Source organism: Rhodococcus sp. GA1 (assembly GCF_024321955.1).
Taxonomy (GTDB): Bacteria; Actinomycetota; Actinomycetes; order Mycobacteriales; family Mycobacteriaceae; genus Rhodococcus; species Rhodococcus pyridinivorans.
Genome location: NZ_CP097186.1, coordinates 4,497,190 through 4,518,594 on the forward strand (window position 1 = coordinate 4,497,190; position 21,405 = coordinate 4,518,594).

Consider the following 21,405-nt stretch of genomic DNA (forward strand, 5'->3'; position numbering starts at 1 on the left):
CGCGTGCGATGGTTCCTCGGAAAGGGCGGCGCCGGGAAGACGACCCTTGCCGCGGCCGAGGCGCTCGCGACCGCCCGTGCGGGAGAACCCGTGCTCGTCGTGTCCATCGACCGGGCGCACTCTCTCGGCGACGTGCTCGACCTGCCTCCGGCCTCGAACCGGGACGCCGGCGCGACGGACATCCGCACCGTCGAGGACAACCTCGGCATGGTCGAGATCGACTCGCTGCAGCTGCTCCGCACGCGCTACGCGGTCCTCGCCTCGATGGCGGCGCTCGCCGGGACGCACGAGCACGCAGACCAGTTCGACCTGCCCGAGCCCGACGAACTGACTGGGCTTCCCGGCGTCGAGGAACTGCTCGTGCTCGCCGAGGTCGCGCGACTCGCGGACAGCGGACGGTGGGCTCTCGTCGTCGTCGACGCCCCGGCCTCCGCCGACGCCGTGCGCACCCTCACCGCGCCGCGCACGGTCTCCGATTCGCTGGAACGGATCTGGCCTCAGCACAGCCGGGTCGCGGCGGGCACCGGTCCGGACCCCCGCGCGGGTGTCTTCGTCGCGCTGTTCGATCGGTTGCTGTCGGGGATCACCGCGGTACGCGACCTGCTCGACGATCGCGGACGCAGCGCCGCGGTGATCGTGGCGACGCCCGACCGCGCCGGTCGTGCCGAGCTCGCACGGGTGCGATCGTGGCTCGCCCTGTCCGGCATTCGCGTCGACGCGGTCGTCGTCAACGGCGTCGTCCCCGCGGTGGGCGGTTCGGGTGCGGCTGCACGGCTGCTGGCCGATCAACGGGCCGCGCACGAGGCGATCGTCGCCGAGATCGGGGCGGCCGTCACCGACGTTCCCGTGATCGTGTGCGAGCGCCGTGCTGCGGAGCCGGTAGGGTTGGCAGCTCTGGAGGAGCTCGCCACGGCGCTCCGCCGCGATGCACTCGTTCCCTCGTCGGAGACCGGCGAGCCGGTCCGGGTGCAGCAAGAATCGGGAACGGGGGTGGAGTCGGTGTACGCGATGCGCATGTACCTGCCGCTCGCCGATCCCGCGTCCCTGACACTCGGACGGATCGGCGACGACCTCGTCGTCGGCGCCGACGGCATGCGACGCCGGGTGCGACTCGCCTCGGGGCTGCGGCGGTGCACCGTCTCCGATGCCGAGTTCGACGGAACCGATCTGGTGGTGCGATTCGTACCGGATCCGGCGGTGTGGCCGCTGTGAGGGACGACCACGAAGCCCTGATCTCCGAGTTGTTGTTGCTCGCCGACGCCGTGCTCGACCGCGTCGAGGGCACGGTGCAGCAGTTCGTCGCCGCGACCGGCGACGTGTCGGCTCATACCGCCCCCGATACCGCGACCGGTTCGACGGCACCGGGTGACGCCGAGGCCGCGACCACCCCGAACGGGTGCGCGTGGTGCCCGCTCTGTGCCGCCGCAGCCCTGGTTCGCGGCGAGAACCACGAACTGGTCAGCAGGCTGGCGTCGAAACTGGCGGCGTTGATCGCGTTGCTGCGGAAGTTCCTCGCGCAGTTCCTGCCCTCGACCGGTGGCGTCCCGCCCGAGCCGACCCCCGATCCGCCGACACGGGATCGTCCGGCCTTCGAGCCGATCTCCGTCAACCTCCGCACGTGAACACGCACGACCCCGGGCTCACGGTCGGGATCGACATCGGGGGCACGAGCATCCGCGCGGCAGCCGTCGACCGTAACGGCGACGTCGTCGACAGTGTGCGCACGCAGACGCCGTCCTCCGCGGTCGCCCTCGAGAACGCGCTGCACCGGCTCGTCGGGCATCTGCGTGAGCGCAACGACATCGGCGCGGTCGGGCTGGGGGTCGCGGGTTTCCTCACCGAGGACCGCACCACCGTGCGGTTCGCACCGCATCTGCCCTGGCGCGATACGCCGCTCGCCGAGACGCTCACCGAACGCTTCGGGTTGCCGGTCGTCCTCGAACACGACGCCAATGCCGCGGCCTGGGCCGAGTACCGCTTCGGCGCCGCCGCGGGCAGCACGATCGCGGTGATGGTCGCGCTCGGAACGGGCATCGGCGCGGCCCTGCTGCTCGACGGCAGGATCTATCGCGGTGCCTACGGTGTGGCGCCCGAACTCGGTCACCTGCAGGTCGTGCCCGACGGGCGGCCCTGCCCGTGCGGCAAGCAGGGATGTTGGGAGAGGTATTGCAGCGGAACGGGTCTCGTGGACACGATCGTCGAGATGCTCGCGGCCGAACCCGGACGGTCCGTTCTCGCGGGCGAGATCGCCTCGGATCCCGGATCGCTCACCGGCCGGCGGGTCGCCGGTGCGGCCCACGACGGCGACCCCGTCGCTCTCGCGGCCTTCGACGATTTCGCCCGCAGGCTCGCGCTCGGACTGGCGCTCGTCGCCGACGTCTACGACCCCGAGCTCGTCGTCATCGGGGGAGGAGTCTCCGGTTCCGCGCCGTTGTTCCTCGACGCCGCGCGCGAGCACTACGCGGCCGTGACCACCGGCGCCGGCCATCGTCCTCTCGCGCGCGTCCGGGTCGCGCAGCTCGGCGACGCCGCCGGGCTCATCGGTGCCGCCGATCTCGCCCGATCCGCGATCGAAACCTCACGACCGCCGCTGTAGTCGAATTCCACTGGGGGTGAGATTCGCCGGAGGTGAGATTATCGTCACGTCGACGTTGAAAGGGTGGGGTCGAGCACTGGGGCGATGTGCGAGGGGCAGTCGCGTCGTCGTAGAGTCGACCGGCGGGCGGTGCTGCACCGATCCGTGTGGGGGATGATCGGATTCGGGAAGGATGCCATGTGGTACTGGCTGTTCAAGTACGCCCTCCTGGGGCCGCTGCTGTGGCTCATAGGACGTCCGAAGTTCGAAGGCGGCGAGAACATTCCGGCGCACGGACCGGCGATCCTGGCCAGTAACCACCGGGCCGTCCTCGACTCGTTCTACCTTCCCCTCCTCGTACGTCGGCGCATCACCTTCCTCGCGAAGAGTGAGTACTTCACCGGCACCGGACTCAAGGGCGCCTTCCAGCGCTGGTTCTTCTCGTCCGTCGGGCAGGTCCCCATCGACCGCACCGGCGCCGACGCCGCGCAGGATGCGCTCAACGCCGGGGTCCGGGTGCTCGGCCAGGGCAAGCTGCTCGGCATCTATCCCGAGGGCACCCGCTCACCCGACGGACGCCTCTACAAGGGCAAGACCGGCCTCGCGCGACTGGCGCTGGAGACCGGCGTCCCCGTGATCCCCGTCGCCATGATCGGCACCGACCGGATGAACCCCATCGGGTCGAAGATGTGGCGACCGGCGAAGATCACCGTCCGGATCGGTGAGCCCATCGACTTCTCCCGGTTCGAGGGCATGGGCGGAAACAGGTTCGTGGAGCGCACCGTCACCGACGAGGTCATGTACTCGCTCATGCAGCTGTCGGGCCAGGAGTACGTCGACATCTACGCCGCCTCCCTCAAGAACAAGGGCTCGGCGGACGAGTCGGGGGTCGGGGACACGGGCGCGTCGACGAACGGCAGTGCCGCGACCCCGCCGCAGGACGGTCCCGTCGCGGACCGCGTTCCCGACACGCGCGCCGGGTGAGCAGGTGCGCTACTTCTACGACTGCGAGTTCATCGAGGACGGACGCACGATCGAACTCGTCTCGATCGGTGTCGCCTGCGAGGACGGCCGCGAGTTCTACGCGGTGTCGACCGAGTTCGACCCGACCCGGGCCGGAGCCTGGGTGCGCCGCAACGTCCTCCCGAAGCTCCCGCCCCCGGCGCACCCCGCCTGGAAGTCGCGATCGAGGATCCGCGACGACTTGCTGAAGTTCCTCGTGCCACGACCGGGCATCCGGCCCGAACTGTGGGCGTGGATCGGAGCCTACGACCACGTCGTGCTCGTCCAGCTGTGGGGCACCATGCCCGAACTCCCGGACGTCCTGCCCCGCTTCACCCGCGAGCTCCGGCAGTATTGGGAGGACTCGGGCTCACCGCCCCTGCCCCCGGCGCCGGACGACAACCACGACGCCCTCGCCGACGCCCGCCACAACCTCGCAAAGTTCGAAGCGATCGAGGTTGCTCGCCGGTCGCGGTGACGCGGGTAACGGGGTGCTGCGCCGCTTCCGGCCGTCACGCCATATCCTGGACGGGTGAACTGGACTGTCGACGTGCCGATCGACCGCTTGCCCGAACTTCCCCCGTTGCCCGAGGAGCTGCGTGCCAACCTCGACGCGGCGCTTGCAAAGCCGGCGCTGCAGCAGCCCAGCTGGCCCGAGGAACAGGCCGCGGCGATGCGCACCGTGCTCGAGAGCGTGCCTCCCATCACCGTGCCCCGCGAGGTCGAGGAGCTGCAGAACCAGCTCGCCGCCGTCGCTCGGGGTGAGGCCTTCCTCCTCCAGGGTGGCGACTGCGCCGAGACGTTCGCGGACAACACCGAGCCGCACATCAAGGGCAACATCCGCACGCTGCTGCAGATGGCGGTGGTGCTGACCTACGGTGCGTCGACGCCGGTCGTGAAGGTCGCGCGGATCGCCGGCCAGTACGCCAAGCCGCGTTCGTCCGACACCGACGCGCTCGGTCTGCCGTCCTACCGCGGCGACATGGTCAACTCGCTGGTCGCCGATGCCGAGGTGCGCAGGCACGATCCGTCGCGCCTCGTGCGCGCCTACGCGAACGCGAGCGCCGCGATGAACCTCGTGCGTGCCGTCACCGCCGCCGGTGAGGCCGACCTGCACCGCGTGCACGACTGGAACCGGGCCTTCGTCTCGGCCTCGCCCGCCGGTGCCCGCTACGAGGCGCTCGCCTCCGAGATCGATCGTGGTCTGCGGTTCATGGACGCTTGCGGTGTCATCGACCCGAATCTGCGCGCGGCGACGATCTATGCCAGCCACGAGGCTCTCGTCCTCGACTACGAGCGCGCGATGCTGCGCCTCGACAACTCGGGCGACAAGCCGCGCCTGTACGACCTGTCGGCCCACTTCCTGTGGATCGGTGATCGCACCCGCCAGCTCGACGGCGCGCACATCGCGTTCGCGGAACTGCTGTCGAACCCGATCGGTCTGAAGATCGGTCCGTCGACCACCCCGGAGATGGCCGTCGAGTACGTCGAGCGCCTGGATCCGCACAACACGCCGGGCCGACTGACCCTGATCTCCCGGATGGGTCACTCGAAGGTCCGCGATCTGCTGCCCGGCATCATCGAGCGCGTCGAGGCCTCCGGTCACAAGGTGATCTGGCAGTGCGACCCGATGCACGGCAACACCCACGAGGCGTCCACCGGCTACAAGACCCGTCACTTCGACCGCATCGTCGACGAGGTGCAGGGCTTCTTCGAGGTGCATCGCGCGCTGGGCACGCATCCGGGTGGCATCCACGTCGAGCTCACCGGTGAGGACGTCACCGAGTGCCTCGGCGGTGCCCAGGACATCTCCGATCTCGACCTGCACGGTCGCTACGAGACGGCGTGCGATCCGCGGCTGAACACGCAGCAGTCGATCGAACTCGCGTTCCTGGTCGCGGAGATGCTCCGCGGTTGATCGCAGCGGAGATGCTCCGCGGTTGATCGCAGTGGAGATGCTCCGCGGTTGATCGCAGCGGAGATGCTCCGCGGGTAGGGGACAGGCGGTCGGATCAGGGCAGTGCGGTCAGCGTGACCGTGCTGCCCTGTTCTGCTCTCCGCCCCGCCCCGGGATTCTGGCCGATCACGACCGAGCGGTCGGAGTCGCCGAGTTGCCGCACCTCGACCTCGAATCCGAGGCGGGTGAGTTCGTCGCGGGCCGAGCCCACCGAGCGTCCCAACATCGACGGCACCTTCACTGCATTGGATACAAGGAGGGTGACGGTTCCGCCGGCGCTGACGTCTTCGCCCTCCTCCGGGTCGGTGCCGATGACCCGCCCCTCGTCGACATCGGCGTCGAAGACCTCACGGATGTCCCCGACGGTCAGGCCTGCCTCGTCGAGGATGCGACGCGCCTCGTCGACGGGGCGCCCGGTCAGATCGGGCAGGGTCACGGGCGGCGATCCCTTGCTGATCACAAGCGCGACCTCGGACCCCACGGGCAGGACGGTGCCGGGCGCGGGGTCGAGCGCGGCCACTCCGCCCTCGGGCACCGTGGTGCTGAACGCGGTACCGCCCTCGACCGGTTCGAAGGTGCGGCTCCGCAGTTCGTCCTCGACGACGGATCTCTCACCGGCGCCGGGAATGGACGGGACGGTCGGTCTGCCGAGCGACACGAGCAACGCGATCGTGTCGCCGTCGGGCACGCGTGAGCCCGCGGTGGGGTCGGTGCCGAGGACGGTGTCGACGGGAACGTCGTCGGAGTATTCGCCCCGGATCTCGCTGGACAATCCGGCCGTCTCGATCGCGGACACGGCCGCCGCCTTGTCGAGTCCCAGCACGGTCGGGACGTCGCTGAGCCGGCCGGCGCCGAGCCACCACCCGGCGATCCCCATGAACAACGCGAGCACGATGATCGCGGCGATCCAACCGGCGGCGGACCGGCGCTGACGGCGGCGGTCGACGGCGTAGTCGGGCCGGGGCGCCACCGGTTCGGTATCGGGACGCGGATGGGTGCGGGTCGCGACCCGGGTCGGGTGCGGGCGCGTGGCCGGTGCATTCGGGCCGGGCGTGGCCGGCACGGCGGTCTGCACGGTCGTCGGAGCATGCGAGTTCGCGGCCGAGCCGGTAAGCACCGTCGTCGGCGGAGCAGGATCGGCAGGCCCGGAAGCGGCGCCGTCGATGGTGCGGGTCGGTGCCGCGGCATCGGGATCCACCACGGGTGGCGTCCGCACCGCGGATCGTCTCGGAGCCGGAACCCGGTAGCGGGGGAGATCGAGCGTGTCGCATATCTCGCCGAGCGCGACGGCCATCACCTGCGCGTCGGCGTAGCGTTCCGTCGGTTCGCGTTCGGTGGCCCGGCGGACGAAGGCGTCCAGTTCGGGAGGAACCCCGTCGATGGCCGAACTCGGATCCGGCACGTCCTTCTCCACGCGCTGGTATGCCACCGACAGGGACGTGTCGCCGGTGAAGGGAGTGCGGCCGGTGAGCATCTCGTACACGAGCACACCGGCGGAGTAGACGTCGCTACGCGCGTCGGCGCTGCCGACGGTCACCTGCTCCGGAGACAGGTACGCCGCGGTGCCGAGGATCACGCTGCGCGAGGTGGTGGTCGCGGCGGCGACCGCCCGGACGAGCCCGAAGTCGGCGATCTTCACCTCACCGTTGCCGGAGATGAGGATGTTCTCGGGCTTGATGTCGCGGTGCACGAGACCCGCCCGGTGGGCGACGGCCAGGGCTCCGAGGACCGGTGCGGCCACGGCGGCCGCGGCGTGCGGCGGCATCGGCCCGCGTTCGCGCAGCAGCTCGCGCAGGGTGCCGCCCTCGACGAGCTCCATCACGAGGAAGACGTGATCGCCGTCCTGGCCCTGGTCGTAGACCGCGACGAGCCCGGGATGCGTCAATCGCGCGACGGATCTGGCCTCGAACTCGAACCGTGCCAGGAATTGGGGATCGGCCGCGAACTGCGGATCCATGATCTTCACGGCGACGGGACGGTCGAGACGCATGTCGGTGCCGCGGTAGACGGTCGACATGCCGCCCCGCGCGATCTGCGATTCGATGCGATAACGCCGGTCGAGCACGACGCCGACCAGTCGGTCGCCTCCAGCGGTCACCCGGTGTACCCCCGTGTCTCGTGCGTGATGGTGGGACGCCGGTACCCGGGCCTTCGAGGTATCGACGTGACGAAGCTCCGGCTCCGCGTGTGCGGAGCGATTTCGTCCCCGTCGATCGTAGCCAGCTCCCGTGGACGGTAGCCGCGTAGCTGCCTGCGCGGCCGCAGCGATAACGTGGTGGGGTGAGTGCAATCCCTTACTGCGACGACGTTCTCGACCGCTCCGTGCCCGTGGTGCAGCTCGTCGACGTGGCCAAGAGCCTCGGCGTCGCCACCTCCCGCGTACACCAGATGGTGCGCGACCGGCAGCTGCTGGCGTTCAAGCGCGACCGCGTGCCGGTCCTGCCCGAGGCCTTTCTCGACGAGGAAGGAAACGTTCTCAAGGGTCTTCCGGGCCTGATCGCGGTGCTGCACGACGGCGGTTACGAGGACGACGAGATCCTGCGGTGGCTCTTCGCCGAGGACGATTCTCTTCCCGGCGGATGCCCTGTGGCCGCGATGCACACGCAGTCCGCGCGCGAGGTCGTGCGGCGGGCGCAGGCGCTCGCCTTCTGAGTCTCCGGGGCGTCGCTACCGCTTCCGGAGCAGTGAGCCGGCGACGTACTCGGTGATCATGACCGCGGCGCGCGTGCGGCGCGGAACCGTCGCGCGCCGGTCGAGCACCCGGAACCCGCTGCGTTCGACCTCGTCGAGAATCCGCCCGTAGAGCGTGAAGGCTGCGCGGATACCCGGCCGGATCCGGTCGGGGAGTACCTCCAGCCCAGGTTCGGCTTTGCGATATTCGGCGCGGGTCAGCGCGACCGCGTGGGCGAGTGCCCGCCGGACCCTCGGGTCCATCGCGTCGGTGCGCCGGCATTCCTGCAGCAGGTCGATGTCGACCCCGAAGGCCGACCACAGTTCGAGCGGGATGTAGAGACGTCCGCGTTCGAGGTCCTCGCCCACGTCGCGGATGAAGTTGGTGAGCTGGAACGCCGACCCGAGCGCGGCTGCGGCGGGCGGGGCGGCCGGATCGTCGACGTCGAGGATCGGCAGCAGTTCGAGACCGATCACCGCCGCCGAGCCGTACATGTACTCGCGCAGTTCCTCCATGGTCCCGTAGCGGGGCCGGAACTCGGGCGTGCCGGGCACGTCCATGCGCATGGATCGGATGAACGCCTCGAAATAGTCGATCGGGATGCGGTACTGCCCGATCGTGTCGGCAAGCGCGCGGACCACGAGACCGGTGTGGTCGAGCGGGCCGGGAGCGCCCGCGAGTGCGGCGTGCAGACGGCTGTGCGCGTCGTCGACACCACGGATCGCGGCCTCCGGGTCGTCCACGGCGGTGACGTCGACGATGTCGTCGACGTGTCGGGCGAAGCCGTAGAGCGCGTGCACGGCGTGTCGTCGCGAGGCGGGCAGCAGCCGGGTCGCGAGGTTGTAGGTGCGTCCGTGTTCGGCGGTGAGCTCGGCGCAGTAGGCGTAGGCCCGGGTGAGATCGTCGGCCGCGATCCCCGTGGGGCGCTCAGGCACGGTCGTCCAGGGCAGCGCCGGCGGGTGATGCCGGTCGAGGTCGTAACCGCAGGCGCAGCGGGTCGTAGGTGACCAGCGAACGGGCCGCGACGATCGAGGCGAACACCGCGAGCGCGACGTGCGCGATGTTGTACATCCCGATCGACCCGTCGGGGTTGAAGATCAACATCAGCCATGTCGACAGTGCGACGAGCACCATGAGCACCCGGGGCGACATCGCGAAGGCGGCGGCGACGGCGAGCGGCCAGGAGTAGTACCAGGGCAGCGCGGCGGGCGACAGCAGGGTCACCGCAGTCAGCGCCACGACGATCCCGAAGATCGCGTCGCGCTCGGTGCGGCGGAAGCGCCACCACGCCCACACGAGGATCACCACCAGCGCGATCGCGCAGAGCATGCGTGTGATGTCGAGGACCGATCCGAGCCGCCACGGAGTGACCCAGGTGACGGCGTGCGCCATCATCGTCGGCAGCGACAGCCAGTTGATGATCTTCGACGAGCCGGACAGGGCGGTGAGCCAGCCGATGCCGACACCGGCGAGCAACGAGGTGCCACCGAAGACCGCGGCGAAGACCCCCAGTCCCAGGCCGACGGCCTTGGCGAACAGGCGCACGGGCGCTGCCGGTTCGCGTCCCTCGGCAAGCGCACGATCGCGTTCGTGGATCATCCACACCCACACCAGGAAGGGCAGTGCCAATCCTGCGGTGGCCTTGATCGCGGCGCCGAGGGAGACCAGGGCGATGCCGCCGAGGTGCCGGCCCTCGAGCACGAACACGATGCCGGCGATCATGAGACCGACCATCAGCAGCTCGTTGTGCACACCGCCGACGAGGTGGATCAGTACGAGCGGGTTCAGCACTGCGAGCCACAGGGCAATCGCGGGATTTCCGCCCATGCGACGGGCGAGTTTCGGCACGGCCCACGCCATGAGTGCCAGGCCGGGAAGCATGGTCAGGCGCCACAGCCAGGTGCCCGTCACCACGTTGTCGTCGGTGATGGACGTGATGCCCGCACCGAGCAGCAGGTGGACGGGCCCGTAGGGCGTGGTCGTCGTTGTCCACACATTGCTGACGTTGTCGAGCAGGACGCCCGGATTGACGACCGGGCCCACCTCGTACGGGTCGAAACCGTCGCGCAGCAGTGCGCCCTGCGCGAGGTAGGAGTAGGCGTCGCGGCTGAACATCGGTGTCGCGACCAACAGGGGAGCGGTCCACGCGGGCAGCACCGTCCACAGATCGCGCACCGTGACGTGGCCGGCGAGGGTCGCCCGGCCGACGCGCACCCACGCTGCGATCATGAGGAGCACACCGACCCACAGGATGATCCGCGAGAGCAACTGGCCGTGGCCGAACCGCAGCCACGACAGATAGATGTCCTCGAGCAGCGGGTCGATCCGCCGGACACTGCCCGATCCGAAACTGCCGAAGGTCATGAGTACCGCGCCCCACGCGCCGAGCAGCGCGGCATGGCCGGCGGGACTCCTCAGGAATGCGTGCTTCGGACGCTCACCCTTCGGTGCGGCCGTCCCCTCCGGCGCGGGCGAGGTCTGCGGCTCGGCGTCGGGCGAGGCAGGGGACGACATCGGTACGGTTCCTCCCCCGTGGACGTGTGGATGCGCGGCGCGCAGATAGCTGGCGAACGAGGACAGTTTAGTGGAGACGCGGAGCGTGGTGCGCCCGGTGTCACCGCCTTCGCGGAACACCGAGCCGTTCGGCGGCGAGCCTTCCGGACAACAGCACGGTGGGGACACCGACGCCCGGCACCGTCGCCGACCCCGCGAGCACCACGCCGGGAACGGCCGGATCGAGGTTGCGGCGCCGGAACGGTCCCGTCTGCCGGAAGACGTGAGCGCTCGAGAACGGGCTGCCCGCCTGCATGCCACGAGCGTGCCAGGTGGCCGGCGTGTCGATGTGGTCGACGCGGAAACCGTCCGTGATGCCGCCGTATCCGCGGCGGTCGAGGACGTCGAGCAGTTCGTTGCGATAGGGCACCGCGAGCTCGGCCCAGGCGAGCGGAGCGCTGTCGAGGTTCGGGCATGGCGCCAGCACCGACAACGGTTCGTGCTCGACGCCCTCACGGGTGAATCGCAGGCCGGGATCGGACAGTGCCGGTCGCGTGATGAGCAGCGAGGGGTCCGACATCGGCCGGCCGCGTCCGCGGCTGCGGGTGATCTCCGCGAAGGTGCGGTCCCACTCCCCGCCGAAATCGATCACGTGGTGGTGTTGCGCCGCCCAGCCACGGGTCACCCCGGTGGGGACCGACCCGTGCAGCACGACGGCCGACGGCGCGGCCAGCGTGCGGCGGCACCGTCGGCGCGGCAGCAATCCGTCGACCACCGGGGTGTCGGGGGTCAGGACGGCCGCGTCGCACGGGAAGCGCTGTCCGTCGCGGGTGCGGACACCGTCGACCCGACCGGCGGAGAGGTCGAGCGAGGTCACCTCCCGGCCGAGTTCGAGCCGTCCGCCGGCCTCGACGAACGCCGCGGCCATCGCGCGGGCGACCGACCGCATGCCGCCGTCCACCGCGTACACGCCCAGCGACGTGTCCATGTGGGCGATGGCCCCGTAGACGGCGAGGGCCCGTGCCGGAGCGACCCCCGCGTACAGCGCCTGGAAGGTGAAGACGCGGCGCAGGCGCGGGTCGGTGACCCTGCGGTTCACCTGCGCGCCGAGCCTGCCGAACCCGCCCAGTCGGAGCAGACGCGCCAGATCGCGCAGCGCCGCCGGGGACGAGACCAGGTCGAGCGGCGAGTCGAAACTCGCGTCCATGAAGCGGTCGAACTCGGCGTCGAAGATGTCGGCGAGCCACGCGCGCAACCCCAGATAGCGGCGTGCCTCGTCGGGACCGCACACCCGTGAGATCTCCGCGACCATGGCGTCGGGGTCGGAGTGCACGTCGATCGAGGTGCCGTCGGCGAACCGCGCGTGATAGGCGGGGGACAGTCGCCGGGTGCGCAGGGCCGGCCGGACGGAGTTGCGGTCGGTGCCCACCGCGGCGAGCGCGTCGTCGATCAACTCGGGCATCGTCAGCACGGTGGCGCCGTTGTCGATCTCGTAGCCCGGGCCGTGATAGCTGCCGACCCGGCCGCCGACGTCGTCGGCGCGTTCGAGCACCGTGACGTCCTTACCGGCGCCGCGCAGGTACAGTGCCGCCGACAGACCGGCGAGACCGGCACCGACCACGACGACCCGGTCGGCGCCGGGAACGGTCCGCACCGCCGTCACGCCACCCGTCGCGTCGCCGCGACCGCCGACTCGCGCAGAAGGGCCTTGCCCTCCTCGGTGGCGCCGGACGCCTCGAGCGCCTCGAACGCGCTGTCGGTCAGTTCCGAGATGCGGTCCTCGATTCGGGCGACCGCGCCGAGATCGACGAGCAGCGAGCGGAGGTGCTCGACCTGCGCGTCGGACAGATCGGTCCCGATCGAGGTGCGCAGCAGCTCGGCCGCGGCCGGATCGGAGGCATCGGCCGTCTCCAGTGCCAGCGCGTACAGGACGGTCCTCTTGCCCGAGCGCAGGTCGTCGCCCGAAGGCTTGCCGGTGACCTCGGGGTCGCCGAAGACACCGAGCAGGTCGTCGCGCAGCTGGAACGCCAGGCCGATGTCGGTGCCGAAGCGGCGGTATGCGGCGATGAGGTCGTCGTCGGCGCCGGCGAGGGCAGCGCCGATGTGCAGGGGGCGTTCGATCGTGTACGCCGCGGTCTTGAACCGGTTGACCCGCGTAGCGGCCTCCACCGATTCGTCCGCCGCCACTTCGTTGGCGATGTCGAGGTACTGCCCGCCGAGCACTTCGGTGCGCATCGCGGTCCAGGCCGGGACCACGCGCGCGACGGTCGCGGGGTCGAGCCCCGCCGAGTGCAGCATGTCGTCGGCCCAGACCAGGGCGAGGTCGCCGAGCAGGATCGCGACCGACTCGCCGAACTGCTCCGGCCTGCCGTGCCAGCCGGCCTTCCGGTGCTGCTCGGTGAACTCGACGTGCACGGTGGGGAATCCGCGGCGCATGGTGGAGGCATCGATGATGTCGTCGTGGACGAGCGCCGCGGCCTGCACGAGCTCGAGCGCGGAGCACGCCTGCAGGACGGCCTCGGCGTCCGGCCCGGTCGGGTCACCACCGGCGCCGAGCCAGCCCGTCCAGGCGAAACGCGGACGCACCCGCTTGCCGCCGCGCAGCACGAATGCCTCGAGCGTGTCGACGGCCTGCCGGTATCCATTGCCCACCGAGTCGATCAGGTCGGAGCGTGAGGTGAAGAACTGCCGGAGGGAGTCCTCCACCCGATGGGGGAGCTGCTCGGCAGACAGGTGAACGGCGCCGGTAGACAGGACGAAACCTCCAGGTCGATGGGTGACGGCACCTCGGAGGCGGGTGAGCCGGAGGTGCCGCGACCAGCCTATCCGCACAGTCGGGTCGTCGCCGGTAGCGACCGCCCCGGGGGCGCCACCTATGCTGGACCGGTGACAAGCGACTTCGTCAGGGCAACCGAGGACGGCGGGATTTCTCGGACCCCGTCGATCGTGGACCGTCTCGGGTCCGCGCGTTCGGGCCGCATTCCGTTCTCCGTCGAGTTCTCCCCGCCTCGCGACGCCGAGGCCGAGGGACGACTGTGGCGCGCCGTGCGGACGTTCGAACGTCTCGGCCCGGCCTTCGTATCGATGACCTACGGCGCCGGGGGCTCCACCCGCGACCGTACGGTCCGGGTCACCGGACGCCTCGCCGAGGAGACCACCCTCCTGCCGGTCGCGCACCTCACGGCCGTCGGGCACAGCATCGACGAACTGCGCGCGATGGTCGGCGCCTACGCCGACCGCGGCATCACCAACATCCTCGCGCTGCGCGGTGACCCGCCGGGCAACCCGCTCGGCGAGTGGGAAAAGCACCCCGAAGGTCTCGAATACGCCGACGAGCTCGTGCGTCTGGTGCGCGAGCTCGGCGACTTCCACGTGGGCGTCGCGTCGTTCCCCGAAGGACACCACCGGTCCCCGGACCTCGATCACGACACCCGCTATCTCGTGCAGAAGCTCCGTGCGGGTGCCGAGTACTCGATCACCCAGATGTTCTTCGACGTCGAGCACTACCTGAGGCTGCGCGACCGGGTCGTGGCCTGCGACGCCGAGCAGGGGCTCAAGCCGATCATCCCCGAGATCATGCCCATCACGTCGCTGCGCTCGGCGCGGCGCAGCCTCGAACTGTCGGGTTCGCATCTGCCGCCCGTTCTCGAGGAGCGGCTGCGGCGCGCGGCAGGCGACGGTCCGGAGGAGAACCGCGCCGCGGTGCGCGAGGTGGGCATCGAGGTGGCGACGGAGATGTGCGAGCGGCTGATCTCCGAGGGTGCGCCGTGCCTGCACTTCATCACGCTCAACTTCGCCCGCGCGACCGGCGAGGTGCTCGACCGCCTCGGCTACGAACTCGAAGCTCCCGCCGCGGTGCAGCCGGCCTGACATCCGGCCCGCGCCGGTTCGGGGTCAGGGCAGGACGCGGGCCTTCCACGCCGCGCGTCCGCTGCGCCGTGCCCGGATCGACGACGCCGTGAGCGCACCGACCGCCAGGACCGATGCCGGGTGCGCCGCGGCGTCCAGCAGATCGTCGACGGGACGGTCCGGAGCGTCCGGGTGTCGGCGTCCTCCCCGCTCGGTGACGCGCGCGAGAAGGCGTGACGTCACGCCCGCGGTGGCACCGGCCACGCCCCAGCGTCGCGTCCGTCCCCCGCCGAGAAGCGCCGCGGCCGGGGGCACGAAGTAGGCGAGGAGATACAGCGCGACCACCGCGGCCGCCCCCACCGGGGATCCGAACGCCGACCACAACCAGCGGGTGTAACCGCCGATCAGCGGGCGGGCTCCGTCGTACATCCGGCACGACGCCAGTCCGCCCGCGGCCGCGACCGTCGTAGGCAGTCCGGCGCGACGCAGCGTCCGGGCCAGATCCAGATCCTCCGTGGGACTCGCCGCGACCGCGGCGTGCCCGCCGATCGCCGCGTAGGCGCGCGCGTCGAAGACGAGGAACTGTCCGCACGCGACCGCCATCGACGGCCGGTGGGTGCGGTGCGAGACCGCGACGGGGAGCAACGAGAACCACGACCAGAACAGCAGGGGCTGCACGAGCCGTTCGAGCGCCGATCCGGTGAGCTGGTACGGGAACGGTGAGACGAGCGCGGCGTCCTGGTGGCGCAGCAGAGCGACGGCGGCGGCGAGCGCGTCGGGTGCGAGCCGGACGTCCGCGTCGACGAACACGACGATGCCGCTGTCGGTAGTCGATCCGGCGTGGGCGACGGCTGCGGCGCACGCGGCCGCCTTCCCGGTCCATCCTTCGGGCGGTGGCTGTGTCGATCGGACGACGGTGATGCGCTCGTCGCCCTCGGCCGCGGCCGTGGCCAGGTCGGCGGTGCCGTCGGACGAGTCGTCGTCGAGGATCACCACGCGCAGGGCGTGCAGTCCTGTCTGTGCCCGCAGGTCGGACACGATCGCGGCGATGCGGGGCGCCTCGTCGCGGGCGGGGACGACGACGGTGACCTGCTCGTCGACCACCGGTCCCGGCACGAGACGAGGGAGCGAGACCCGGTTCGCGACGGCAACGGCCGCGCCGTAGGAGGCGACGAGAGCGCCACCGGCGACGAGTCGCGTGAGACCGGGGGACGGGTCGCGCGGAAGGCGGGTCAGGACCGCGTCCCGTTCGCCGACGACCACTGCGGCGCGGGATTGCGGGTGAACCAGGCCGCGCCGGCGATGATCAGCGTGACACCGAAGGCGCCGCCGGCCATGATTCCGGCCCAGCCCGCGAAACCGCGCGTGTTGGGATCGGCGTAGCGCACCTCCGCGCGGAGGGTGCTCACCTCGCCGGCCGGAATCTTCCAGGTCACGACCGAATCCGACTCGCGGGTGCCGTTGGTGGTCGCCACCCGGGCGGGGAACGCGATGGTGAACTGCACGTCGGTGCCCTGGGTGGGAGCGGACTCGAGATCCACACGTCCGTTCAGTGCCACCAGATCGCCCGAGCGCTGCAGGTTGAGCTGGAACATGCCGGCGCTCTGATCGGACATCGTGGCGAGCTGCTGGACGTCGCCGAAGGTGAGGTCGTTGAAGAAGACCTGGCTCCCGACGTAGCCGTCCTGCGAGTACTCCTGCACCCGCACCTTCCCGGCCAGGGCCGAGGGAGCGGTGAGTTCGGGGCCGGGATCGTTCTCGTCGGCGGGGATGGTCGCGGCGACGATCTGCCCCGACACACGGTCGTCGGAGGAGATCCCCATCGTCGCCTGCACGCGCAGGCAGCCGGTGAGGAGCGGGAGGCCGAGGAGCACGAGCCCCACGACCGCGACGACACGACGGCGGACGGACAGGATGGACGACTGCACGGAGAACATGGTGCCAGGCACGGTCATCCTCGTCGGTTCTTCGGGTCGCTCGCGGCGAGTCGTGCCTCGTCCCGCCCGGGAGCGGACACGCTTGCGCGCCACGACCGGACGAGTGAGACCAGCAGGGGAAGACCCAGTACCCCCATGACGACCAGCCCGTAGACCGCGGAGTAGCCGAGTTCGGGAGCGTCGAGGAATACGCTGTGGGCGAGGGCCGAACCGAGCCACGTCCACAGGAACAGCGCAATCGGCACGGCGTCGTGCCGGGGCGCGTCGGCACGGTCCGAGCGGGAGTCGACGAGCACGAGTACGGTCGCCATGATCGCGGCGACGAGGAGCCAGCCCGCGTAGTTGGTGAGCGGGATGTGCTCGATCCCGGGCAGGCCGCCGGCGTTGCACCACGACCAGTGCCCGTCCGCCACCATCTGGGGGTCGAGATAGAGATCCCAGCCCAGCATGCCGACGGTGACCGCCGCGACCCTGCCGGGACCGTTGCGGACGAGGCGGGAGGCCACGCACCAGACGGGGTACAGGCCCGCCGACCACGCCAGCGGCACCACCAGCGGGACGTCGAGTGCGGCCGGCCCGAGCCTGTCGGTGACGTAGCTGTAGCAGCCATAGGGATAGCCGGTCATCGTGCCGACCACCTCGGACAGATACCCGATGCCCGCCGAGCTGACGAACAGGACGACGGCGAAGGTGATGCCGCGGTTCAACGCGGCGTGGACGAGGCAGGCGGCGGTGAGCAGCGTGACGACCGCGACGGTCGCGGCGTCCCGGGCGCCGCCCTCGGTGAGGGGATAGGCGATCTGGGCGAGGACCGCGGCGACGGCCGGGACGATCGGAAGGACCGTCCGCCACCGGGCCGGTCGGGGCGGTGCGGGGACGCGGGTGTCGGTCACCGCGACACCCAGCCCTTCACGCGGTCCACGAGACTGCCCTTGGCGTCGGCGAGGGCGACCCGGGCGGCGTTGCGGCCGCTCGCACCGGAGACTCCACCACCGGGATGGGTCGAGGCGCCGGTGAGATAGAGGCCGGGCGCGTCGGGCACCCGGTAGCCGGACAGCTCCGGCAGCGGACGCCACAGGAACATCTGGTCCAGCGACATCTCCACGTGCATGACGTTCCCGCCGAGCAGGCCGAGTTCGCTCTCGATGTCCGCGGGGGTCTGCACGTGGCAGTGCTCCACGCTCGCGGTGAAGCCGGGAGAGCGCGTCTCCATCTCGGCGAGGATGCGGTCGGTCTCGGCGCCGGCGATGTCCGCCCAGCGACGTCCGCCGCGCAGCGCGTACGGATGCCACTGGGACCACAGCGTGATCTGGTGCTTGCCGTCGGGTGCGATCGTCGGGTCGAGGGCGGAGAAGCTCATCGCGAGGACGGTGGGTCGCGGGGGCAGGTCTCCCGCCATCGCGGCACCGTGCGCGGCGCGCAGGTGGGCGCGGTCGTCGACGAGCAGTTGCAGACCGGAGGTCGTCGATTCGGGCTCGTCGCAGCCGCGGTAGCGGGGCAGCGAGTCGGTGCCGAGGCGCAGGACCATGCCGATGCCCGGACCGACCCGCATGCTGCGACGCCAGCCCTCGAGCCGGTCGCGGTCGTATCCGCCGCGGTCGAGCAGATCCAGCGTGGTCAGCACGTGGCATCCGGCGACGACCCTGCGGGCTTGCACCGAGCGTCCCGATTCGGTGCGCACGGTCCACAGATCGCCGGTCCAGCGGATCTCGGTGGCGGCGTCGCCGCAGGTCACCGTGCCGCCATCGGACCGCAGCCGCGACAGCAGGGCCTGGGTGAGCGCACCGCTTCCGCCGATCGCGCGACCCGGGGGAAGGGTGTGCATGAGGGCGGCGAAGCCCACCATCGCCGCGGTGCCGGGTTCGGACATGGGCGGGCCGGACTGCGCGCCGAACCAGGCGAGGGCCGCCTTGAGGGGTTCGTCGTCGAAGTACTCGTCGAGCAGGCTGTCGCCGGTGGTGAGGAACCGGCGGGACAGGGCGCTGCCCCCCTCACCCGCGTCGAGTCCCCAGAACGAGGACAGCAGGTGCCGGCCGGTCGGGGGACGGGTGAACGACGTCATCACCGCCGCGCTGCGCGGGCCCCAGTCCTGCACGAAGCGGCGGTACGCGTCGGCCTCGCGGCGTCCGCAGGCGGCCTCGACGGAGGCGCAGGTCCGGTCGAGATCGCGGTGGAAGACGATGCCGGGACGGTCGGAGTCCGCCGGGGGCGGCGCGTACGCCCACGGGTCGCAGTCGATGTAGCGCAGGCCGTGGGCGGCGAGATCGAGTTCCTCGACGATCCCGGAGTGGCGCACCATGATGTGCGCCGAGGAGCCGCGGTCGACGGCATATCCGGGGAAACGTTCGACGGTGGAGACGGCGCCGCCCGGCACGGTGTCGCGTTCGAGAACCTCCACCGACCATCCGTCGCGGGCGAGATAACACGCGGAGACCAGGGCGTTGTGGCCCGAGCCGACGACGACGACGTCGAGTGTGGCGTTCATGGGGTACCGCTTCCGTCCGGATCGCCGATCGTGTGATGGTGGTGCGGAACGAGGTCCGGCTCGAGGGGCAGGCTCCTGCCGAGGACCGCGAACGGGCGGGCGTCGCCGGTGAAGACGAACCGGCGGACGACGTCCTGGAATCCGAACCGACGGTACAGCCGCCACGCCCGGTTGTCCTCGCCCGGCACCTCGGGTGTCGACAGCAGTACGGCCGCTTCCGTGCGTTCCCGCAGCAGCGCCGACAGGAGCAGTTCACCGATGCGGCGTCCCTGCATGTCGGGTCGGACGTGCAGTTCGGTGAGCTCGAAGTAGTCGGAGAGAACGCGATCGATCTCCTCGGGGGACCGTCCGGAATGGCGCATGCCGGCGCGCACCTGCTGGTGCCACCACTGGCGGGTGTCGCCCCGGTAGCCGTACGCGATCCCGACGACGGTGTCCGGATCCTCGGGGAGGCTCGCGGCGAACGCCTGCCAACCCGCGCGGGCCGAATGCTCGGACCACATGGGCGCGCGGTGGTACTCCGTGCCTCGGGGATATCGCATCGCCGCGACGTAGACGGTCAGCAGCGAGGGCAGGTGCGCACGGAAGTCCGCGGGGGAGAGCTCGGTGAGGATCGGGGCGTCCTGGCAGGGATCGGTGGTCATGCGTGACTCGTTCGGGTGGCTCGCGGTGCGTCGGAGGTGCTCGGGTCTCGCTGATCGTTCGGGATGACGTGGCCGCTTTCTCTTGACGGGTTGTCGGTGGGTCCAGCTATATTGAATACGTCGAACGCATGTTCGACATCGGTGATCCGGGGATGTTCGAGGGAAGCGAACATCCCCGGATCACCCTGGGGTCTCCCGCTCGGCGTCCGTGTCGGGCCTCACTCGAGGACAGTGATCTCCGTTCCTCGGCGTTTCGGCGGGAATGCCACCGGATACCGCTCGTTGTAGCGAGTGGTGAGACCACGCCGAGGAGGTGCGTGAACATGGCCAACGGTCAGGTCGCGAGTCGAGGCCCGCGCCGAACGTCTCCCACGCTCGGGCCGTCCGCATGCATCGACCATGCCACCTCGGCGCGCGCGGCGACGCTGCTGCGCAAGGCCGACGATCTGCTTTCCGGTGCCGCCGGTGCCGGCGATCCGGGCGAGCGGTTCCGCCTCGCCTACCTGGCGGCGCTGCGCGGTGCCGGTGCGGTGGTCGCGGCCGCGGAGCTGCGCTCCGGGATCCGGTCCCGCCGACCCGCGACGCGCAACGCATGGGCACTCATGGCGCGCGCCGACGAGTCCTTCGCCGTCTGGGCCGACTACTTCGCCGATCGCTCCGCCACCCGCACCGCGGTCGAGGCGGGGGTCGCGCAGGCGGTGGGAGCCGACGAATCCGGTGCCTTCTACGACGAGGTGGGCCACTTCCTGCACGATGTGGAGGGCTATCTCGACGCCGAAGCAGAGCCGGAGGTCGGTGTCGGTGGGTGACTTTCGCCCCTTCACGAGGGCCTTCGCCGACGACGGGATCGAACTCACGTGTGGAGTTTGTGGTCCACAGCGACATCTGCTCGTATTATTGACTCAGGCGGCCGTACGGACGGCCCCCCACCGGATTCGCCCCACGGATCCGGTGGCCACCGTTTAGTGCCGGGGGAGGTACCGTGCCACTCTCCGAGCACGAGCAGCGCATGCTCGATCAGATCGAGAGCGCGCTCTATGCTGAGGATCCCAAGTTCGCCTCGACCGTGCGTGGCAGCCGGTTGGGGATGGCGTCGAACCGGCGGCGGCTACAGGCCGGCGCTTTGTTCGTGTTGGGCCTGACGCTGCTGATCGCCGGCGTTGCCCTGCCGCTCAAGCCGGGCGGCTTCCCGATCATCAGTCTGCTCGGGTTCCTCGTGATGTTCGCCGCCGGAGTCTTGTTGCTCCTCGGCGGTCGTCGGCCGTCGACTCCCGGGGCGACGGGCGGTAGTTCCGGTTCCGGAAAGTCCGGTCGAAGTTCCCGCGGCGGCAAGAAGTCCTCGGGTGGTGGCTTCACCAACCGCATGGAAGAGCGGTTCCGGAGGCGTTTCGAGCAGGACTGACCTCCTCGACCATCAGGTGTACCGACGACGGCGCGACCCACGGGTCGTGCCGTCGTCGTTCGTCTGCAGACCTTTCACCGACCCGGCGTCGTCCGCCTCTCCGCCCCTCTGTCCCTCCACCACCGCGCCCCACTCGCGCAATCTCCGTCTCCCCACCGCCTCCCACCTCGGCTCCGGCCGCAGTGTTTTCCCTGGTCGCCGATTGCTCGGCCCTCGCTCCGCCGGTGGGGCGGATCGTCGGGGCGCCGACAGCGGTGGATCCGTCGTCGTCACGCGAGCGCGTGTCCCCATTTTCCGCCACCTGCTCTGAGCTGGGAATGTGACGACAACACGCGCGGCCGGGCGGCAGTAATCCGTTTCCGGTGGGGCAAAGTGGGGTAATGTGGGGCG

Annotated in this window: 20 protein-coding genes; 10 read left to right on the top strand and 10 right to left on the bottom strand. The window is 70.6% G+C overall.

Going from position 1 to position 21,405, the window contains the following annotated elements; genetic code table 11:
* The first annotated feature begins 3 nt into the window (after positions 1-3).
* From M3330_RS21005 to M3330_RS21030, 6 genes are all read left to right on the top strand, one after another.
* The gene (locus tag M3330_RS21005; RefSeq protein WP_255026219.1) at positions 4-1,212 is read left to right on the top strand and encodes an ArsA family ATPase; all 1,209 of its coding nucleotides are present in this window, start codon (positions 4-6) and stop codon (positions 1,210-1,212) included.
* Positions 1,200-1,622 (top strand): hypothetical protein, encoded by a 423-nt coding sequence (locus M3330_RS21010; protein ID WP_255026220.1) that lies wholly within the window; start codon positions 1,200-1,202, stop codon positions 1,620-1,622. Before M3330_RS21005 ends, M3330_RS21010 begins: the two co-directional genes overlap by 13 nt.
* Complete coding sequence (locus M3330_RS21015) at positions 1,619-2,596, top strand: ROK family glucokinase (RefSeq protein ID WP_255026221.1); 978 nt, start codon at positions 1,619-1,621, stop codon at positions 2,594-2,596. Before M3330_RS21010 ends, M3330_RS21015 begins: the two co-directional genes overlap by 4 nt.
* 177 nt (positions 2,597-2,773) lie before the next feature.
* On the top strand, positions 2,774-3,559 hold the full coding sequence (locus M3330_RS21020; RefSeq protein WP_006554165.1) for a 1-acyl-sn-glycerol-3-phosphate acyltransferase: 786 nt from the start codon (positions 2,774-2,776) through the stop codon (positions 3,557-3,559).
* 4 nt (positions 3,560-3,563) lie between these two features.
* The gene (locus tag M3330_RS21025) at positions 3,564-4,055 is read left to right on the top strand and encodes a polyadenylate-specific 3'-exoribonuclease AS (protein ID WP_006554164.1); all 492 of its coding nucleotides are present in this window, start codon (positions 3,564-3,566) and stop codon (positions 4,053-4,055) included.
* Between the two features lie 54 nt (positions 4,056-4,109).
* A complete protein-coding gene (locus M3330_RS21030) occupies positions 4,110-5,495 on the top strand; it encodes a class II 3-deoxy-7-phosphoheptulonate synthase (protein ID WP_006554163.1) in 1,386 nt (461 codons plus the stop codon).
* Positions 5,496-5,589: 94 nt separating this feature from the next.
* Here the strand turns inward: M3330_RS21030 and pknB are convergent, their stop codons facing one another.
* On the bottom strand, positions 5,590-7,632 hold the full coding sequence (gene pknB, locus M3330_RS21035) for a Stk1 family PASTA domain-containing Ser/Thr kinase (RefSeq protein WP_019289767.1): 2,043 nt from the start codon (positions 7,630-7,632) through the stop codon (positions 5,590-5,592).
* A gap of 182 nt (positions 7,633-7,814) precedes the next feature.
* Between pknB and M3330_RS21040 the strand changes: the two genes are divergently transcribed.
* Positions 7,815-8,186, top strand: coding sequence for an Rv2175c family DNA-binding protein (locus M3330_RS21040; protein ID WP_024101284.1), 372 nt, complete (start codon positions 7,815-7,817; stop codon positions 8,184-8,186).
* A 15-nt stretch (positions 8,187-8,201) separates the two neighbouring features.
* Here M3330_RS21040 and M3330_RS21045 read toward each other — a convergent pair whose 3' ends face one another.
* From M3330_RS21045 to M3330_RS21060, 4 genes are all read right to left on the bottom strand, one after another.
* Positions 8,202-9,140: a phytoene/squalene synthase family protein gene (locus tag M3330_RS21045; RefSeq protein ID WP_255026224.1), complete on the bottom strand. Its 939-nt coding sequence runs from the start codon at positions 9,138-9,140 to the stop codon at positions 8,202-8,204.
* A complete protein-coding gene (locus tag M3330_RS21050; protein ID WP_019289764.1) occupies positions 9,133-10,719 on the bottom strand; it encodes an alpha-(1->6)-mannopyranosyltransferase A in 1,587 nt (528 codons plus the stop codon). Before M3330_RS21050 ends, M3330_RS21045 begins: the two co-directional genes overlap by 8 nt.
* 100 nt (positions 10,720-10,819) lie before the next feature.
* Positions 10,820-12,352: a phytoene desaturase family protein gene (gene crtI / locus M3330_RS21055; protein WP_064852001.1), complete on the bottom strand. Its 1,533-nt coding sequence runs from the start codon at positions 12,350-12,352 to the stop codon at positions 10,820-10,822.
* Positions 12,353-12,357: 5 nt separating this feature from the next.
* Positions 12,358-13,404, bottom strand: coding sequence for a polyprenyl synthetase family protein (locus M3330_RS21060; protein WP_255026225.1), 1,047 nt, complete (start codon positions 13,402-13,404; stop codon positions 12,358-12,360).
* A gap of 219 nt (positions 13,405-13,623) precedes the next feature.
* Here M3330_RS21060 and metF point away from each other — a divergent pair, with 219 nt between their 5' ends.
* The gene (metF, locus tag M3330_RS21065) at positions 13,624-14,568 is read left to right on the top strand and encodes a methylenetetrahydrofolate reductase [NAD(P)H] (protein ID WP_170318569.1); all 945 of its coding nucleotides are present in this window, start codon (positions 13,624-13,626) and stop codon (positions 14,566-14,568) included.
* A 24-nt stretch (positions 14,569-14,592) separates the two neighbouring features.
* Here the strand turns inward: metF and M3330_RS21070 are convergent, their stop codons facing one another.
* Genes M3330_RS21070 through M3330_RS21090 form a run of 5 tightly spaced genes read right to left on the bottom strand, consistent with a single transcriptional unit; the run spans position 14,593 to position 19,613 of the window.
* The gene (locus M3330_RS21070; protein ID WP_019289761.1) at positions 14,593-15,810 is read right to left on the bottom strand and encodes a glycosyltransferase family 2 protein; all 1,218 of its coding nucleotides are present in this window, start codon (positions 15,808-15,810) and stop codon (positions 14,593-14,595) included.
* Positions 15,780-16,502, bottom strand: coding sequence for a DUF3153 domain-containing protein (locus M3330_RS21075; protein ID WP_006554154.1), 723 nt, complete (start codon positions 16,500-16,502; stop codon positions 15,780-15,782). Before M3330_RS21075 ends, M3330_RS21070 begins: the two co-directional genes overlap by 31 nt.
* Positions 16,499-17,377: a carotenoid biosynthesis protein gene (locus M3330_RS21080; protein WP_255026226.1), complete on the bottom strand. Its 879-nt coding sequence runs from the start codon at positions 17,375-17,377 to the stop codon at positions 16,499-16,501. Before M3330_RS21080 ends, M3330_RS21075 begins: the two co-directional genes overlap by 4 nt.
* Complete coding sequence (locus tag M3330_RS21085; RefSeq protein WP_255026228.1) at positions 17,374-18,969, bottom strand: NAD(P)/FAD-dependent oxidoreductase; 1,596 nt, start codon at positions 18,967-18,969, stop codon at positions 17,374-17,376. Before M3330_RS21085 ends, M3330_RS21080 begins: the two co-directional genes overlap by 4 nt.
* Positions 18,966-19,613 (bottom strand): GNAT family N-acetyltransferase, encoded by a 648-nt coding sequence (locus M3330_RS21090; RefSeq protein ID WP_024101276.1) that lies wholly within the window; start codon positions 19,611-19,613, stop codon positions 18,966-18,968. The genes M3330_RS21085 and M3330_RS21090 overlap by 4 nt, the downstream gene beginning before the upstream one ends.
* Before the next feature lie 323 nt (positions 19,614-19,936).
* On the opposite strand from M3330_RS21090, the gene M3330_RS21095 reads away from it, so the two are divergent.
* Both M3330_RS21095 and M3330_RS21100 read left to right on the top strand, forming a co-directional pair.
* Positions 19,937-20,422, top strand: a complete 486-nt coding sequence (locus tag M3330_RS21095) for an SAV_6107 family HEPN domain-containing protein (protein ID WP_071935188.1) — start codon at positions 19,937-19,939, stop codon at positions 20,420-20,422.
* A 173-nt stretch (positions 20,423-20,595) separates the two neighbouring features.
* Complete coding sequence (locus M3330_RS21100) at positions 20,596-21,015, top strand: DUF3040 domain-containing protein (protein WP_024101274.1); 420 nt, start codon at positions 20,596-20,598, stop codon at positions 21,013-21,015.
* Positions 21,016-21,405: the final 390 nt, after the last annotated feature.